Raw genomic sequence first — 15,449 nt, 5'->3', positions numbered from 1 at the left:
TATGAGCCTTGCGCGAAGGTTCAGTACAAATGACTGGTACAGCTTTTGCTATGTCGTGGTGCGTCCTGCTGCCGCCGTGCGCTGTTGGCGGGCGTACATGCAGCAAAACCTTAACTCAAATAATCCTGGTTCGTGTCAGGACATCGACCTTGTGCGCCAAACCGGTTCATCGCAGCTTCATTGCGCAGACCGACCGGTAGCAACTTGGTGCATGAATTGTCCGCGCGAACCGCTTTGGTGCCTTTTTAGCCTTCAGGTCTGCCTCTTTATGGAAAATCTGCAAAGCGCTGTGGACACGCTGGTTCACAGCTCCAACACGTTGTTCATTCTGATCGGTGCGGTGATGGTGCTGGCGATGCACGCCGGTTTCGCCTTCCTTGAAGTCGGCACGGTGCGCCAGAAAAACCAGGTCAACGCACTGTCGAAGATCCTCAGCGACTTTGCCGTTTCGACCCTGGCCTATTTCTTTATAGGCTATTGGATCTCTTACGGTGTGACCTTCATGCAACCGGCGGCGGTGCTGAGTGCCGATCACGGATATGGGCTGGTGAAGTTTTTCTTCCTGCTGACGTTTGCTGCGGCGATTCCGGCGATCATCTCCGGCGGGATTGCCGAGCGCGCGCGCTTCGTTCCGCAGTTGTGCGCAACGGCGCTGATCGTGGCGTTCATCTACCCGTTTTTCGAAGGCATGATCTGGAACGGCAACTTCGGTCTGCAGGCTTGGCTGACGGCACGTTTTGGCGCGGCGTTCCATGATTTCGCCGGATCGGTGGTGGTGCACGCCATGGGCGGCTGGCTGGCACTGGCGGCGGTTTTGCTGCTCGGCCCGCGTAACGGTCGTTATCGCGACGGGCGGCTGGTGGCGTTCGCGCCGTCGAGCATTCCGTTTCTGGCGCTGGGCTCGTGGATTCTGATTGTCGGCTGGTTCGGCTTCAACGTGATGAGCGCGCAGACCTTGCAGGGCGTCAGCGGTCTGGTTGCAGTCAACTCGTTGATGGCCATGGTCGGCGGCACGGTGGCGGCGTTGATTGTCGGGCGCAATGACCCGGGCTTCCTGCACAACGGCCCGTTGGCCGGGCTGGTGGCGATCTGCGCCGGTTCCGACCTGATGCACCCGGTGGGTGCGCTGGTGACCGGCGCGATTGCCGGTGCACTGTTTGTCTGGTGCTTTACCGCCGCGCAAGTCAAATGGCGTATCGACGATGTACTCGGCGTCTGGCCGTTGCACGGTTTGTGCGGGGTGTGGGGCGGGATCGCCTGCGGCATCTTCGGCCAGACTGCGCTGGGTGGCCTCGGTGGCGTCAGCCTGATCAGTCAGTTGATCGGCACTGCGCTGGGTGTGGTGGTCGCGCTGATCGGCGGATTCGCTGTCTACGGCGTGATCAAAGCCTTGCACGGTCTGCGCCTGAGTCAGGAGCAAGAGTATTACGGCGCCGACCTGTCGCTGCACAAGATCGGCGCGGTCAGTCAGGACTAAGTTTCCTTGTCGTCGGTGCCGGGGTAAAAGCCATGCAACAGGCGATAGCGATTGATGCGCACCTGGTCGACTTTCTCCTGTACTTGATGAGCTGGCAGACCGAGCATGATCAAGGCGTGGGAGGCGAGCATCAGGCTCGACTCCAATAGCTCCGGCACCACTTCGGTGGCGCCGGCAGCTTTGAGTTCAGCCCATTGGCTGTCGTCGCGGGTGCGCACCAGAATCGGTATCCGTGCATTGAGCCGGCGCGCTTCCTTGAGAATCCGCAGGCTGACATCGCTCTGATCCACGGCGATCACCAGCAGTTTCGCGCGCAACAATCCGATGGCCGTCAGCAAGTCACCGCGCGATGAGTCGCCATAATGCACATCACTTTCCTCGGACGCGGCTTCCTGCACGCGCACCGGATCGTTGTCCAACGCGATGTAAGGTTGATTGGCATTGCGCATGAAGCGGCCGATGGACTGGCCAACGCGCCCGTAGCCGCAAATCACCACATGCTGATCGAGGTCGGCGTTGAGCGCACTGATCTCCTCGATTTGCGCCTCCTGATTCGGCTTGCGATGCAGGCGCAGGGCAATTTTCGGTGCCCCGCGCAACAATAGCGGGGTCAGCAACATCGAGCAGAACGTCGCCGCCAGCAGCAGGCCGCCCAGCTCGTCAGGCAGCATGCGGTTTTGCTGCATCTGCGCCATCAATGCGAAGCAGAATTCCCCGCCCTGCGCCAACGCCAGGCCGCTGCGCCAGGCGGTTTCGTGATCGCTGCCGCGCCACTTCACCAAAAGCGCGACGATTGTGCCTTTGATCAGCATCAGGCCGAGGGTCAGGCCGAGAATCAACAGGCTGTGGCTGACGAACAGTTGCAGGTCGATCAGCATGCCGATGCTGACGAAAAACACCCCGAGCAGGATGTCGCGAAACGGCCGGATATCGGCCTCGATCTGATGGCGATAGTGGCTCTCGCCCAGCAGCATGCCGGCGAGAAATGCGCCGAGGGCAGGGGACAGGCCCAGCAGGTGCGTCAGCCAGGCGGTCAGCAGCACAATCACCAGCGCCAGCAGCACGAACAATTCCGCCGAGCGCGAGGCCGCCACTTCGTGGAACAGCCGTGGCAGCAACCAGCGGCTGGCCAGCAACAGACCGAAAAACAGCACCACGGTCTTCACCAGCGTCAGCGGCAAGGCCCAGTACCAGGCTTGCGTACTGCTTCCGGCGAACACCGGCACCAGGGTCAGCAATAACACCGCCACCACGTCCTGAAACAGCAGGACCCCGACCGCGTTTTGCCCGTGACTGCTGAATACCTCGCCCAGGCTGCTCAACTCCTTGGTGACAATCGCCGTCGACGACAACGACAGCCCGGCGCCAAGCAGCAGGGCCGGGGTCACCGGCATGCCCAGCAGGATCAGCACCATTCCCAGTAATGCCGTGCTGAGCAATACCTGCTGACTGCCCAGGCGAAACACCACCTGGCGCAGCGCGATCATTTTCGACAGGGAAAACTCCAGGCCCAGCGAAAACAGCAGAAACACCACGCCCAACTCGGCCACGTCCGGCAGGTGCTCGCTCTCGTTGACCCAGTTGAACGCGGTCGGCCCCACCATAAGGCCCACGCACAGATAGCCCAGCACCGGCGGCAAGCGCAGGCGGCGAAACAGGGCAATCATCACCAGGGATGAGGCGAGGATGATCAGCAGGTTGGCAAACACAAGGCACTCCGATGTCAGGCTCAGGCTTCTCAAGCGTAGAGGCAAAAAGCGCGGGAGCATCGCCTGATTGGCTTTTCTCTGGACTGATTTGCGTCAGGGTTTTGCGTACTGGTTGCCGTGCTCGGGCCTTTGGGCGGCAGCGGCTCGACGGGTTTTCGAGGCAGGCCTAGAATGAACGCTCATTTTTCCGGTTGAGCGATCATGCCTCCTGAATGTCAGTTGTTCGGCACCTTGGGATGCCATTTGTGTGAGGTGGCAGAGGCCGAGTTGATGCCTTTTGTCGAGCACGGTCTGCTGGTCGAACTGGTGGATATTGCTGACGATGAATCCTGGTTCGAGGCTTACAGCCTGCGAATTCCGGTACTGCGCCGAATTGACACCGGCGCGGAGCTGAGCTGGCCTTTCAGTGCCGATCAGGTGGTGGCCTTCCTGCGCTGAGCCTGTTTCTTCGTTGACGCGACATGGCTTTCCGCCGGTCGCGACCGCGCATCCTTCCCTTGGCGCTTTGCGGATTATTCGGTTACTGTATGTGCATACAGTAATTGGATGGGCCTGCTGCTTTTGATGACTTGAGCAGGTGAATCCGGCAGTCAGAGGGACGAACCGTGGTCAATGTCGAACAGTTGAAGAACAGCGTGAACCGGATGTCGGTTGACGTGGTGCGCGAGGCCGTCCTCGAGTTGCGCATGGACGGGCTGGTCACGGAGGGCAAGACGCCTTTCAACAAATTGCATTTCAACACCTGTTTTGCCGAGATCGAGGCGCTGTTCCAGCGTGCCGGTTATCACAAGCAACTGGATGTGGTCGGTTATCAGGGCCTGCTCTATGCCTTGTATGACCCGGGGCGCTGGGAGGCCGTCGATGTGCTGCGCTGGCTCAAGGAATTCACCGAAGCCGCCGCGCTCAAGTCGATCCCGGCCTGAAGCGGGCGGTGGAATCGGCGCTAGGTTCGTATCGCTCAGTGTTGGATAATGCCGACCTGCATTGAGGGTTCGAATTTCCGTATGTCCACACCAACGTTTTCCGCTGCGCAGAATCAGGCCAGCACCCTTTACCTTCCTCCGGGGGCGTGGCTTACCGTGCTGGATTGCCTGTGTGAGCATTTCAGTGCGATCAGTCGCGAGCAATGGCTGGACCGGATCGCCCGGGGCCGGGTACTGGATGGGCAGGGACAGCCGATTGCGCTGGATCTGCCGTACAAGGAAGGCCTGCGTATTCACTACTTCCGTGAAGTGCCGGATGAAAAACCGATCCCGGTGGTCGAGTCGATCCTGTATGCGGACGAACATCTGGTGGTGGCGGACAAGCCGCACTTCCTGCCGGTGACGCCGGCCGGCGAGTACGTCGAACAGACGTTGCTGCGCCGTCTGATCCGTCGCCTCGATAATCCGCATCTGGTGCCACTGCACCGCATTGACCGGCACACGGCAGGCTTGGTGATCTTTTCGGCTAACTCACAAACCCGCTCCGCTTATCAGTCGCTGTTCCCTACGCGGCAGATCGATAAACGCTATGAGGCGATTGCCCGTGCGCTTCCGGAGCTGGAATTTCCCCTGGTACACAAAAGCCGTCTGATCGATGGCGAACCATTCTTCCGCATGCAGGAAGGGCCAGGCGACGCCAATACGGAAACAGCGGTGGAAGTCCGGGAAAAGAACGGTGATCTGTGGCGCTACGGCCTGTATCCGGTGACTGGCAAGAAGCATCAGCTACGTGTACACATGACCGCGCTGGGGGCGAGTATCTGCAACGATCCGTTCTACCCGGATGTATTGAAAGACGTTGAGGATGATTACGCCAATCCGCTCAAGCTGTTGGCACAGGGGCTGCGGTTTGTCGACCCGGTCACCGGCGAAGAACGCGAGTTCGAAAGTCAGATCACCCTGCAGTGGTGACGCCATTCACTTTCCCCCACCCATGAAAAAGCCCGCATTAATGCGGGCTTTTCTGTATCCGGTGTCGACGTAAAGCTTACAGCTCTTTAACGGTACGAACCTGATCCTTGTTGATGCGGGTCTCTTTGCCGTCGAGTTGTTTGAACTCGTAGAAGCCCGAATCTTCATCGTATTTCGGGGTGTCGACGGCCTGGATTTCGCGACCGTCATTCAAGGTGAGCACTGTTGGCGAGGAGCAACCAGCGAGGGTAGCCAGGCCCAGTGCGAGCATGAAAGTGGCGAGGGTCCGTTGAGTCATGGGTGTGTCTCCGAATGGGAATACTTTTGGTTACTGAGCTTGAGACGTATACAAGGCGTGAGAGTTCCTTGAATGCTGTCAGTCTGACACAGTGTTGTGCGTATTTAACAGTTCGGGGGTGTTCAGGTTGGCCAGTCGCGGGTCATTGTCCGGGCATTGCAGGGCAGTCGCGCCGAGATTGCGCATGACCCGGCCGGGGCTGCGTTCACCGGCGTTCCACGCGGTTTCGAAGGCGGGCAACAGGGCGACGGGAATTACACACAGCAGGGGTTCCCAGTGGTCGTCGTGACGCAACATTAAAGGTTTTTCAGGAAACCGGCCGGCGGTTTCACGCATGTCCTGCAACAGCGCGGCGTCGATTCGCGGCACATCGCAGGGCAAGACCAGCAGGTGTGGACGGCGGGCGACCTTGAGTCCGGCGAGGATGCCGGCCAGCGGACCGGGAAAATCGCCTTGCTCATCGCTGACCAATTGATCGGCGTAGGCTGCATAACGCTCGTGATTGCGATTGCAGGAGATGATCAGATCGTCAGTCAGCGGTCGAACCTTGCGCTGCAAATGCGCAATCAGCGGCTCACCCTGCCATTCGACCAGCCCTTTGTCCTGGCCGCCCATGCGCTGGCCGCGTCCGCCTGCCAGGAGCAGAATGGAGCAGGGGGGCAATGGCGTATTCGAGGTCATGGCAGCTCTCCAGCGGGGCGGCGAAAAATTCAGGCGCTGTGATATAACACCGGGCTGTTTCTCCTACAACTGGACGAGCCTAATGAAAGCCAAGGCCGATGTACCTTTTGCGCCGCTGAACATTGCGGTGCTGACTGTCAGCGATACCCGAACCCTGGAAACCGACACCTCAGGCCAGGTCTTCGTCGACCGCCTGACTGCTGCCGGTCACCGCTTGGCCGAACGGGTCCTGCTCAAAGATGACCTGTACAAGATCCGCGCGCAAGTTGCCCACTGGATTGCCGAGGACGTCGTGCAGGTCGTGTTGATTACCGGCGGCACTGGTTTCACCGGGCGTGACAGCACGCCTGAAGCCGTGGCTTGTCTGCTCGACAAGCAGGTTGACGGCTTCGGTGAACTGTTCCGCCAGATCTCGGTGGCCGATATCGGTACTTCGACCGTGCAGTCGCGGGCACTGGCCGGCCTGGCCAATGGCACACTGGTGTGCTGCCTGCCAGGTTCGACCAATGCGGTGCGCACCGGTTGGGACGGCATTCTCGCCGAACAGCTGGATTCGCGGCACCGTCCGTGCAACTTCGTCCCTCACCTGAAACAGGCGGCGCCCTGTGAATCCCGTGGGTAAGCCGGGCAAGACCGGCAGCCTGATGCCTGTCGAGCAAGCGTTGGCCCGCCTGCTGGAGATGGCTGAAGCCTCGCCGATTGTCGAACGCGAGTTTCTGCCCTTGGCCGAAGTCGAGGGGCGGGTGCTCGCCGAGGACCTGGTTTCGACCCTGGACCTGCCACCCTGGCCAAATAGCGCCATGGATGGTTATGCCCTGAATCTGGCGGACTGGACTGGTGCACCGCTGCCGGTCAGCCAGAAAGTCTTCGCCGGGCAAGCGCCAGAGCCGTTGAAACCCGGTACCTGTGCGCGGATCTTCACCGGTGCGCCAGTACCAGCCGGGGCCGATTGCGTGGAAATGCAGGAGAACGCCGAAGTTCAGGACGACGGCAGCGTGCGTTTCATCGAAACCATGAGCGTCGGCCAGAACATTCGCCCGCAAGGCCAGGAAACCACCGTGGGTGAGTTGATTCTGGCGGCAGGTACCCGGCTGGGACCGATCAAACAAGGTCTGGCGGCGTCGCTGGGATGTGCCGGGCTGAATGTGGTACGCAAGGTCCGAGTGGCGGTGCTGTCCACCGGCGATGAGCTGGTCGAGCCGGGCCGGCCGCTGGGGCCGGGGCAGATCTACAACAGTAATCGGGTGGTGTTGTGCAGCTGGCTGCAGCGCCTGGGTTGTGAAGTGATTGATGCCGGTATTCTTCCGGACGATCTGGCGACCACGCGGGCGCGCCTTGGCGACTTGCAGGGTGTCGACCTGATTCTCTCGACCGGAGGCGTGTCGGTCGGTGAAGCGGATTTTCTTGGCATCGCATTGCGGGAAGAGGGCGAGCTGGCGCTGTGGAAACTGGCCATTAAACCGGGCAAGCCGCTGACATTCGGTCATTTTCGCAAGGTGCCGGTCATCGGCCTGCCGGGCAACCCCGCTTCGACGCTGGTGACCTTTGCTCTGCTCACGCGGCCCTACTTGTTGCGGCGTCAGGGCGTACAGGGTGTCGAACCCCTGAAGTTTACGATTCCGGCAGGTTTTGTCTGGCCTGTGGCCGGCAATCGGCGCGAATACCTGCGCGGTCGTCTCGAGCAGGGGCGGGCGATCATCTACCGCAATCAAAGCTCCGGTGTGCTGCGCAGCGCGGCCTGGGCGGATGGTCTGGTAGAGGTGCTGGAAGGCCGCACGCTGGTAGAAGGCGATGAGGTCGGGTTCATTCCCCTGAGCGACCTGCTCGGCTGATCCGCTTCCGGTAATTGCAGGCTCGACCGATACCGCGTCGATGCCTGCATTCCTCTGTCAATGGCTCATCAGTGTGACCAACTGATCGAACCGGCTGTTGGCAACCCATCCCAGCAGTCCCAGGACCACCGCCGTCGCACCCGCCGAATAGGCGAGACGGTGCTTGATGGTCTTTACATCCCCGCGAACTTCGTCCATATCCCGACGAATGTATTTGAGGTGGGTTTCCAGTTCGGTCACGCGCGGTTCCATATCAACTTCTCCAGCGGTTCTGGCGTTCTTTCTGAAATCGGATTTGTGACTGGCGCGACTTTCGTCGAGAGGGGCAACCGGACTATTTGCAATTCTGGCTTCATGGCTTGGCATGGAAATGTCCATCGGCTGTTTCAAGTGTAAGCGCACCGGCCTTCCCGTCATCCAGACTGCCAACAGCTCCGAGGGTGTATCCAATCATTACCTGCACATCCTTGTGTTGTTGAATCGAAAATTGATACCACCTGCACAAGGTGAATCAAGGATCGTGTCCGGTCAATTGAGCCGATTCCTCACATGTTGTAAGAAAAAATACCGTCGCGTAGGACGCAACAGGTCAGTCGCTTGAATTAAATGGTGTTCCCATGGCTTTTTTGCCTGCACCAGTGGTCAAGATGTTTCATACCGATTCAATCTTGGGGAGTGACCGTAATGAGTGAACGCAGGGCGCTGTTGATTCTGCATGGCAAGCAGGCACTCAATGAGGCGGTTCGCGCCGCCGTCGAAGGCAAACGCAAGCAGGGCTGGGAATTGGCCGTACGGCTGACCTGGGAGGCTGGTGACGCTCAGCGTCTGGTGGAAGAAGCACTGGCGAGTGGCTATCGGAAGATCATCGCCGGAGGCGGAGATGGCACGTTGCGCGATATCGCTGAAGCGCTTGCCGCGCATCCGGACGAGGCCAGTCTGGTGCTGTTGCCGCTAGGAACGGCTAACGATTTTTCCCGCGCGGCGGGGATCCCGCTGGAGCCGGCCGAAGCACTGGAAATGCTGGACGTGCCACCGCGCAAGATTGACCTGGGCGAAGTCGGTGGGCAGATTTTCCTGAACATGGCGACGGGTGGTTTCGGCAGCCAGGTCACGGCCAATACCTCTGAAGATCTGAAAAAAGTGCTCGGCGGGGCCGCTTATCTGTTCACCGGTTTGTCGCGCTTCAGTGAGCTGCACGCGGCTTACGGTGAACTGCAAGGGCCGGACTTTCACTGGAGCGGCGAGCTGCTCGCATTGGGCATCGGCAACGGTCGTCAGGCAGGCGGCGGACACGTCTTGTGCCCGCAGGCACTGGCGGACGATGGTCTATTGGACATCAGTATTCTGCCGGCACCACAGGAGTTGGTGGGCACGCTGAAGAACCTGCTCAGCGACGGCTTCGGCCTCGACAATATGTTTGTCCGGGCCCGTTTGCCCTGGGTCGAAATCAAGGTCGCCGAGGGGCTGAGCATCAACCTTGACGGCGAGCCGCTGGAGGGCGACAGCCTGCGTTTCGAGGCGCGCCCCGCCGCCTTGCAGGTGCATTTGCCGGAGCATTCGCCGCTGTTGGGCGGCGCGGGTTCGATCAGTCGTCCAGACTGATGATCTGTTCACGCACCGCGAACAACACCAGACCCGCCACGTCGTAGATCTGCAGGCGTTTCATGATCTGCGAGCGGTGGGTTTCGACGGTCTTGATGCTCAGCCCTAGGCCGTTGGCGATCTCCCGAGTGGATTTGCCGCGTACGATCAACCGCAGGATTTCCAGCTGGCGTGCCGTCAGATTGTGCGAGTCGGCCACTTCCGGCTGGTTTTTCTGCGTACGGGTCAGCGCCTGGTTGATCACGGTGTGGGCGATGGCCGGGCTCAGGTAGCGCTCGTTGTTACGCAAGGCTTCGAGGGCGTGTTCAAGCTCGGTGGCCGTGGTGTCCTTGAGCAGGTAACCGTGCGCGCCGGACTCCAGCGCCTGCATGATCAGCGCCGGATCGGTGTGCATCGAGAGAATCAGCACCTTGCTTTGCGGGCGCACCCGCTTGAGCCGTTGCAAGGCTTCCAGGCCACCGGTTTCCTTCATCGAGATATCCAGCAACACGATGTCGGGCGCCAGTTGCTCGACCATTTCGAGCAACTGCGAGCCGTCGCTGGCTTCGCCAACGACCGCGTAACCGGGAATATCGAGCACCAGAGCGCGCACGCCGGCCCTGATCAGCGAGTGGTCATCCACCAGAAGTAAGTTACAAGTCAACGCATAACCTTATTCGTACTGGCCCGCTCGAGTGCACGGGGCGCCCAGGGGAATAGTGCTTCGATTTGAGTGCCTTTGCCCGGCTCGCTGATGACGTTCAGCGTGCCGCCCAACTGTTCGATCCTTTCGGCCATCCCGGCCATTCCGCGCTGTCCTTCCCGGCCCGGGTCCGCGGCAGGCGCAAAGCCTTGGCCGTCGTCGCTGATCAACAGCGTCAGGCCTTTTGGCAAGCGTTGCACGCGGATCAGCAGATTGCTGGCCTGCGCGTGACGCAGAATGTTGGTGACCGCTTCCTGGGCAATGCGAAAGGCAGCGACCGCCATTTCTTCCGGAATGCCATTGAGCCGTTGCTGGCAATCGAGGCTCCAGTGCACCGAGGTGTTCGCCAGGGTCTTGAGCAGGTGCGCGCGCAGACTGGCCTCCAGCCCGAGGCTGGTCAGTTGGCGGGGATTGAGAATGGCGGAAACGTCGCGCACCTTGTTGAGGGTTTCATCAAGGGTGTCGCAGAGTGTCGAGCATTGCGCTTGCAAGTCGGCTGGCAGGCGTTTTTTCAGCCATTCACTTTGCAGCTTGGCCGCTGTCAGTAACTGGCCGATATCGTCGTGCAGTTCACGGCTGAGACGGTGGCGTTCGTTTTCCTGGACTTCCAGCAAACGGTCGGCGAGTTCCTGAGGCTGAAACTTGATCGATTTGCGCGACAGTCGATATTGCACCCAGACACAAGCAGTGGCGGCAATATTCAACAGCAGCAGACCCAGTGAGAGCGGAGCAGACAATCCGTAGGTCAGCAGGCTGCCAGCGGCGGCGATGACACTCAATATGAGAGTGAACCGGCGTGCATTTTCCCGGGACGGTGGCCATTTGATGATTGACTTGAGGCTGGCGTACATAACGGATGGAGCCAATGGATGTTCGCTACGGGCAGACCGGCCGGTGGCTGGCGGATCTCTGTCTGAAAATGCTGTCAATTATGTTATTGATTTTAACGAAGTACAGTGAACGATATTCGACCATCAAGTTCGTTGGATGACAGTCGCTGAATCACTGTGCCATTAGTTGAAAGCAACTAACGGTCGGCATAATACCACTTAAGATACCGTTGGTCGCGTTTGCCATATATGTCCAATGAGTCAGGAAATACGCCATGTTGGACGTGAGTTCCATTATGGAAAATGTCGTTTTATTGTGCTTGGTAGAGATCCGTGCGGTTCGAAGTTGATCGTTACACAGACACAGGCAAACCCTGAGGCCGCGGCAGAATATCCGCTGGTGTCAGGTGTGATTATTTAATTCGAATTGTCGCTGGCAGGTATGAACTATTCAATTGCGACATTCAGCGATTCCCATCTTCAGCCTGGATTTACGCTTTGAATGCGGCGGATCACGCCTGACGCTCGGAAAAAGACAACAGCGAAACCGGCTGGGGCCGGAGCGGCGGCTTGAACTGGCTTTGACCGACCTGAAACGCGAACGCTTCGATCAGTGAGGTTTGTTCGCTGCCATCCAGGCTCAATTGGCCGGTATTGTGATCGACCAGTTCAATCTGCCAGGCCATCAGGGTGAAACAGTCCTGCAGCGCATTCAGCGCCTGTGCGTGCAGATCGATATGATCCGGCGCGTGGTCGAGCAGGCTGTGAATATGCAGGGAAAACTCGGAGATCGCCTCCAGTGCCAACGCTTCAGCCCGACTCGCCAGCTTGAGCAGGGTGTTGCGCATGCAGTCGATGGCATCTTTGTCGTTGCTGATCAATTGCAGGTGGCTCAGGCACTCTTCGGACTTGGCCAGGAGTGTTTCAGCTTCGACGAGGAATTCGGGAAAGCGTTGCGCCCAGTCTTTACGGTCGATTGGCATGCTTATCTCCACAGCGTCATGTCTGATGAGGGAATGCCGTGTGTGTCGACGTTCGTGGATCGTCGGGAGATCGCGCCCCACCGTGCAATTGCACTGGCTGAGGTTTTCCAGAGGGTGGGGTTCCACTGACCTGCGATCGCACACAATAGCCTGACTCCGTTCATGCAATGAGAATGGCGTCACATTAATGGCTATTGGATATTGCGAACATCAGGTTGGGCCTGATTGTTCCTAGGGGATTCCCTTACGCGCGGGAACCTGTGGCGCAAACTGTGGTCGCGCCAGAAGAGAATGCAGCAGATGAAAACACCGGGTCAGTAAACCATGATGTTAATGTGACATCAATGCCCGTGTGTGGCATTTTGATGGTGAATTTTGTGGGATCAAGAATCGCCATAAACAGCCGATAACCCCACTTAGTAGTGAATTCATCAGAACAAGCCCAGGAGTCATTGATGGCCGGCATTCTCGACACGGTAGACCAACGCACGCAACTGGTGGGTGAGAATCGCCTGGAAATTCTCATGTTTCGACTGGCCGGACGCCAATTGTTCGCGATCAACGTGTTCAAGGTTCAGGAAGTTCTGCAACTGCCAAAGCTGACCTTGATGCCACAGCGTCACCCGTTTGTCTGCGGCGTGGTCAACCTGCGTGGGCAGACGCTGCCGGTGATCGATCTGTCTCAGGCGATCGGCATGCGCCCGCTGGTGCCGGGCCCGAACAGCACCATCATCGTTACCGAGTACAACCGTTCGGTGCAGGCTTTCCTCGTCGGTGGCGTGGATCGCATCGTCAACATGAACTGGGAAGCCATTCTGCCGCCGCCGACCAGTGCTGGCCGCCAGCACTACCTGACCGCGATCAGCAAGGTTGACGATCAACTGGTGGAAATCATCGACGTCGAGAAAGTCCTCGCCGAAATCGTCCCGTACAACGCCAAGGTCTCGCGTGACAAGCTCGATGATCCGGTGCTGGAGCGTGCCCGTGGCCGCGAAGTGCTTCTGGTGGACGACTCCAACGTGGCGCTTTCGCAATTGCGTGACACCCTCGGCCAGCTCGGGGTGAAAATGCACATCGCCAGCGACGGTCTGAAGGCGCTGAACATGCTCAAGGCCTGGGCCGATACCGGCGTGAACATGACCGACAAGCTGTTGATGGTGTTCACCGACGCGGAGATGCCGGAAATGGATGGCTATCGTCTGACCACCGAGATCCGCAACGATCCACGTCTGCGCGGCCTGTACGTGGTGTTGCACACTTCACTGTCCGGCAGTTTCAACGACTCGATGGTGAAGAAGGTCGGTTGCGACAACTTCCTCTCCAAATTCCAGCCGGACAAACTGGTCGATGTAGTGCGTCAGCGTCTGATGCTCGATGAAGTGCCGGCCTGATCCTGACGCTTCAGCCTCCTGTGGGAGCGAGCCTGCTCGCGAAGGCGGATTCCATGTCAACACATGTGTTGAATGAATTTCCGCTTTCGCGAGCGGGCTCGCTCCCACAAGGTTTGCACTGCACAAACTCTTTTGATTCGCCGATAAAGCTCGTATAGGGTGGCTTTTTTTGCCCACCAGGGAGCTGGCCATGCTGCGTCTGAGCGCGCTTTATCGTTACCCGTTGAAATCCGGCAAACCCGAGATTCTGCAATCGATTGGCCTGGACAAACTGGGCCTTGCAGGGGACCGACGCTGGATGCTCGTGGACGAGGCCAGCGGCCGCTTTCTGACCCAGCGGGCCGAGGCGAAAATGAGCCAGTTGTCGGCGCTGTGGAATGCGCAGGGCGGTCTGACCCTGAGTGCCCCCGGGCTTGCCGCGCTGGACGTGCCATTGCCCGAGGCCGACTCCGACTTGCGCGGTGTGACCATCTGGCGTGACACCCTGCGCGTGCCGGATGCCGGTGATTCAGCGGCCCGCTGGGTCAGCGAGTTCATCGGCAAACCGACCCGTCTGGTGCAGGTGCCGCTTGATCGCGCGCGCATGACGCAGGCCGGTTATGGCCGCGAGGACGATCAGGTCGCGTTCGCCGACGGTTTCCCGCTGTTGCTGATTGGCGAAGCGTCACTTGAGGATCTGGTGCAAAAGGTCGGACGGCCGCTGGAGATGCTGCGCTTTCGGCCGAATCTGGTGATCGAAGGCAGCGCGGCGTTCGCCGAGGACGGCTGGAAGCGCATTCGTATCGGTGACGTCGAGTTCCGCGTGGTGAAGCCTTGCTCGCGCTGCATTCTGACCACCATCGATCCGCAAACCGGCGAACGCAGTGCTGATCGCGAACCGCTGGCAACCCTGCAGAAATACCGTGCGCAGGCCGATGGTGCGATGTTCGGGCAAAATTTGGTCAACGACAGCAATGGTCAACTGGAAGTCGGAATGCCGGTGGAAATCCTCGAGTAACCGAGGCCAGAAATAAAAATGCCCGTGTCCATGGACACGGGCATTTTTTTGCACCGGGAAAAACCGTGGGCTTAGCCGCGGTATTCGCACAGGTAAGCGGTATCAACGGCGACTTTCAGCTGGAACTTGCTGTTGGCCGGAACGTTGAACTGGCTGCCGGCGGCGAAGGTTTCCCAGTCGCTGCTGTCCGGCAGTTTGACGGTCAGCGCACCAGAGACCACGTGCATGATCTCGCGCTGAGCGGTGCCGAATTCGTATTCGCCCGGGGCCATGACACCGATGGTCGCCGGACCTTCAGCGGTGCCAAAAGCGATCGACTTGACGGTGCCGTCGAAGTACTCGTTGACTTTGAACATGGGCGATTCCTCTCGAAAAGGGCAAAAAAGGGTTAAAAAAGGCTGGCCAGTATGCACAAGGCTCCCGGCGCCGTCACCTGCCCGGGGCGTGTCCGGCGAGTTCTCGCCCTGACTTCAGAGTGGCAAGACCAACGGCAGCAACCGCGCGGTATTGCGCGCATCTTCCAGGGCTCGGTGCTGTTGACCGCTGAACTGCATTCCGGCCAGTTGCAGCGCACCGTTCAAGCCCAGCGGTCGTTCCAGGCGCCGGGCCTTGGCGAAGCGCTGCTTGAGGTTCATGTGCGGCACCCGGCTCAACAGGCTGTCGAGTTGCAGGCGCTGCCATTCCTGGAGCAACTGCTTGCGGTCGTAATCGCCCCAACTGGCCCAGCCTTCGAGGCGCGTCTGGTGTTGCCCGAGCCAGCGTTCGAAGGCCGGCCAGACCTCGTTCAACGGCTGCGCGGCGTCGATGTTGGCCTGGGTGATGTGCGTGAGCTCACGGCAGAACGGCGTCAGCAACGGCCGCCGGGTCGGTTTGACGAACCGCTGAAAGTGATCCTGCTCGCGACCGGCACGGTCGACCAGCGTCGCGCCGATTTCGATGATTTCCATTTCCGTAACCGGCCAGCCACCTTCATCTGTGGTGGCTTCCAGATCAATGACCAGCCAATGGGGCATCGCAGGTTTCCTGATTTACGCGTCCTGATAGATCAGAGCGTAGTCAAACCTTGCGTTTG

The 15,449-nt window shown here is 59.4% G+C and carries 19 protein-coding genes; 9 read left to right on the top strand and 10 right to left on the bottom strand.

Annotated elements, in window-relative coordinates:
* The first annotated feature begins 268 nt into the window (after window positions 1–268).
* Window positions 269–1,477, top strand: a complete 1,209-nt coding sequence (locus V3W27_RS09665; RefSeq protein ID WP_330206478.1) for an ammonium transporter — start codon at window positions 269–271, stop codon at window positions 1,475–1,477.
* Here the strand turns inward: V3W27_RS09665 and V3W27_RS09660 are convergent.
* Window positions 1,474–3,186, bottom strand: coding sequence for a cation:proton antiporter (locus tag V3W27_RS09660; RefSeq protein ID WP_330206477.1), 1,713 nt, complete (start codon window positions 3,184–3,186; stop codon window positions 1,474–1,476). The two genes, V3W27_RS09665 and V3W27_RS09660, sit on opposite strands and share 4 nt — an antisense overlap.
* A 201-nt stretch (window positions 3,187–3,387) precedes the next feature.
* Between V3W27_RS09660 and V3W27_RS09655 the strand changes: the two genes are divergently transcribed.
* From V3W27_RS09655 to V3W27_RS09645, 3 genes are all read left to right on the top strand, one after another.
* Window positions 3,388–3,624: a glutaredoxin family protein gene (locus tag V3W27_RS09655; RefSeq protein WP_027613422.1), complete on the top strand. Its 237-nt coding sequence runs from the start codon at window positions 3,388–3,390 to the stop codon at window positions 3,622–3,624.
* A 167-nt stretch (window positions 3,625–3,791) separates the two neighbouring features.
* Entirely contained in the window at window positions 3,792–4,109 is a 318-nt protein-coding gene (locus tag V3W27_RS09650; RefSeq protein ID WP_330206476.1) for a transcriptional regulator, read from the top strand.
* Window positions 4,110–4,190: 81 nt separating this feature from the next.
* Window positions 4,191–5,081, top strand: a complete 891-nt coding sequence (locus V3W27_RS09645) for a pseudouridine synthase (protein ID WP_330206475.1) — start codon at window positions 4,191–4,193, stop codon at window positions 5,079–5,081.
* A 76-nt stretch (window positions 5,082–5,157) separates the two neighbouring features.
* Here the strand turns inward: V3W27_RS09645 and V3W27_RS09640 are convergent, their stop codons facing one another.
* On the bottom strand, window positions 5,158–5,379 hold the full coding sequence (locus tag V3W27_RS09640; protein ID WP_027613420.1) for a YgdI/YgdR family lipoprotein: 222 nt from the start codon (window positions 5,377–5,379) through the stop codon (window positions 5,158–5,160).
* A gap of 78 nt (window positions 5,380–5,457) precedes the next feature.
* Window positions 5,458–6,060: a molybdenum cofactor guanylyltransferase MobA gene (mobA, locus tag V3W27_RS09635; protein ID WP_027613419.1), complete on the bottom strand. Its 603-nt coding sequence runs from the start codon at window positions 6,058–6,060 to the stop codon at window positions 5,458–5,460.
* 82 nt (window positions 6,061–6,142) lie between these two features.
* Between mobA and moaB the strand changes: the two genes are divergently transcribed.
* On the top strand, window positions 6,143–6,682 hold the full coding sequence (gene moaB / locus V3W27_RS09630; protein ID WP_003226719.1) for a molybdenum cofactor biosynthesis protein B: 540 nt from the start codon (window positions 6,143–6,145) through the stop codon (window positions 6,680–6,682).
* Window positions 6,666–7,892, top strand: a complete 1,227-nt coding sequence (locus V3W27_RS09625) for a molybdopterin molybdotransferase MoeA (protein WP_330206474.1) — start codon at window positions 6,666–6,668, stop codon at window positions 7,890–7,892. Before moaB ends, V3W27_RS09625 begins: the two co-directional genes overlap by 17 nt.
* Before the next feature lie 57 nt (window positions 7,893–7,949).
* On the opposite strand, the gene V3W27_RS09620 is transcribed toward V3W27_RS09625, so the two are convergent.
* Window positions 7,950–8,258, bottom strand: coding sequence for a hypothetical protein (locus V3W27_RS09620; protein ID WP_171061883.1), 309 nt, complete (start codon window positions 8,256–8,258; stop codon window positions 7,950–7,952).
* Between the two features lie 318 nt (window positions 8,259–8,576).
* Between V3W27_RS09620 and yegS the strand changes: the two genes are divergently transcribed.
* A complete protein-coding gene (yegS, locus tag V3W27_RS09615; RefSeq protein ID WP_096794975.1) occupies window positions 8,577–9,494 on the top strand; it encodes a lipid kinase YegS in 918 nt (305 codons plus the stop codon).
* Here yegS and V3W27_RS09610 read toward each other — a convergent pair.
* The 4 genes from V3W27_RS09610 to V3W27_RS09595 all read right to left on the bottom strand — a co-directional run bounded on the left by V3W27_RS09610 (window position 9,478) and on the right by V3W27_RS09595 (window position 12,455).
* The gene (locus V3W27_RS09610) at window positions 9,478–10,137 is read right to left on the bottom strand and encodes a response regulator (protein ID WP_007969079.1); all 660 of its coding nucleotides are present in this window, start codon (window positions 10,135–10,137) and stop codon (window positions 9,478–9,480) included. The genes yegS and V3W27_RS09610 overlap by 17 nt on opposite strands.
* Complete coding sequence (locus V3W27_RS09605) at window positions 10,134–11,027, bottom strand: sensor histidine kinase (RefSeq protein ID WP_027613415.1); 894 nt, start codon at window positions 11,025–11,027, stop codon at window positions 10,134–10,136. The genes V3W27_RS09610 and V3W27_RS09605 overlap by 4 nt, the downstream gene beginning before the upstream one ends.
* 491 nt (window positions 11,028–11,518) lie before the next feature.
* Window positions 11,519–11,989, bottom strand: coding sequence for a hypothetical protein (locus V3W27_RS09600; protein WP_330206473.1), 471 nt, complete (start codon window positions 11,987–11,989; stop codon window positions 11,519–11,521).
* 244 nt (window positions 11,990–12,233) lie between these two features.
* A complete protein-coding gene (locus V3W27_RS09595; RefSeq protein WP_330206472.1) occupies window positions 12,234–12,455 on the bottom strand; it encodes a hypothetical protein in 222 nt (73 codons plus the stop codon).
* On the opposite strand from V3W27_RS09595, the gene V3W27_RS09590 reads away from it, so the two are divergent.
* Together V3W27_RS09590 and V3W27_RS09585 are read left to right on the top strand one after the other, a co-directional pair.
* Window positions 12,445–13,380 (top strand): chemotaxis protein CheV, encoded by a 936-nt coding sequence (locus V3W27_RS09590; protein ID WP_003226705.1) that lies wholly within the window; start codon window positions 12,445–12,447, stop codon window positions 13,378–13,380. The genes V3W27_RS09595 and V3W27_RS09590 overlap by 11 nt on opposite strands.
* Before the next feature lie 190 nt (window positions 13,381–13,570).
* Window positions 13,571–14,377, top strand: coding sequence for an MOSC domain-containing protein (locus V3W27_RS09585; RefSeq protein ID WP_330206471.1), 807 nt, complete (start codon window positions 13,571–13,573; stop codon window positions 14,375–14,377).
* 71 nt (window positions 14,378–14,448) lie between these two features.
* Here V3W27_RS09585 and ppnP read toward each other — a convergent pair whose 3' ends face one another.
* Both ppnP and V3W27_RS09575 read right to left on the bottom strand, forming a co-directional pair.
* Window positions 14,449–14,733, bottom strand: a complete 285-nt coding sequence (gene ppnP, locus V3W27_RS09580) for a pyrimidine/purine nucleoside phosphorylase (protein WP_003226701.1) — start codon at window positions 14,731–14,733, stop codon at window positions 14,449–14,451.
* Window positions 14,734–14,847: 114 nt separating this feature from the next.
* Window positions 14,848–15,390 (bottom strand): exonuclease domain-containing protein, encoded by a 543-nt coding sequence (locus V3W27_RS09575; RefSeq protein WP_027613412.1) that lies wholly within the window; start codon window positions 15,388–15,390, stop codon window positions 14,848–14,850.
* Window positions 15,391–15,449: the final 59 nt, after the last annotated feature.

It is taken from the genome of Pseudomonas sp. AM14(2022) (genome assembly GCF_036346455.1).
In the GTDB taxonomy this organism is placed as follows: domain Bacteria; phylum Pseudomonadota; class Gammaproteobacteria; order Pseudomonadales; family Pseudomonadaceae; genus Aquipseudomonas; species Aquipseudomonas putida_A.
The sequence above is the reverse complement of the archived record's forward strand: the minus strand, read 5'-3'. Positions and strand labels throughout refer to the sequence as shown.

Coding starts and splice junctions, on each gene's coding strand:
- V3W27_RS09645 (WP_330206475.1), top strand. CDS start 4,191: ATGTCCACACCAACGTTTTCCGCTGCGCAGAATCAGGCCAGCACCCTT.
- V3W27_RS09655 (WP_027613422.1), top strand. CDS start 3,388: ATGCCTCCTGAATGTCAGTTGTTCGGCACCTTGGGATGCCATTTGTGT.
- V3W27_RS09620 (WP_171061883.1), bottom strand. CDS start 8,258: ATGCCAAGCCATGAAGCCAGAATTGCAAATAGTCCGGTTGCCCCTCTC.
- mobA (WP_027613419.1), bottom strand. CDS start 6,060: ATGACCTCGAATACGCCATTGCCCCCCTGCTCCATTCTGCTCCTGGCA.
- V3W27_RS09665 (WP_330206478.1), top strand. CDS start 269: ATGGAAAATCTGCAAAGCGCTGTGGACACGCTGGTTCACAGCTCCAAC.
- V3W27_RS09585 (WP_330206471.1), top strand. CDS start 13,571: ATGCTGCGTCTGAGCGCGCTTTATCGTTACCCGTTGAAATCCGGCAAA.
- yegS (WP_096794975.1), top strand. CDS start 8,577: ATGAGTGAACGCAGGGCGCTGTTGATTCTGCATGGCAAGCAGGCACTC.
- ppnP (WP_003226701.1), bottom strand. CDS start 14,733: ATGTTCAAAGTCAACGAGTACTTCGACGGCACCGTCAAGTCGATCGCT.
- V3W27_RS09595 (WP_330206472.1), bottom strand. CDS start 12,455: ATGCCGGCCATCAATGACTCCTGGGCTTGTTCTGATGAATTCACTACT.
- moaB (WP_003226719.1), top strand. CDS start 6,143: ATGAAAGCCAAGGCCGATGTACCTTTTGCGCCGCTGAACATTGCGGTG.
- V3W27_RS09575 (WP_027613412.1), bottom strand. CDS start 15,390: ATGCCCCATTGGCTGGTCATTGATCTGGAAGCCACCACAGATGAAGGT.
- V3W27_RS09605 (WP_027613415.1), bottom strand. CDS start 11,027: ATGTACGCCAGCCTCAAGTCAATCATCAAATGGCCACCGTCCCGGGAA.
- V3W27_RS09640 (WP_027613420.1), bottom strand. CDS start 5,379: ATGACTCAACGGACCCTCGCCACTTTCATGCTCGCACTGGGCCTGGCT.
- V3W27_RS09600 (WP_330206473.1), bottom strand. CDS start 11,989: ATGCCAATCGACCGTAAAGACTGGGCGCAACGCTTTCCCGAATTCCTC.
- V3W27_RS09590 (WP_003226705.1), top strand. CDS start 12,445: ATGGCCGGCATTCTCGACACGGTAGACCAACGCACGCAACTGGTGGGT.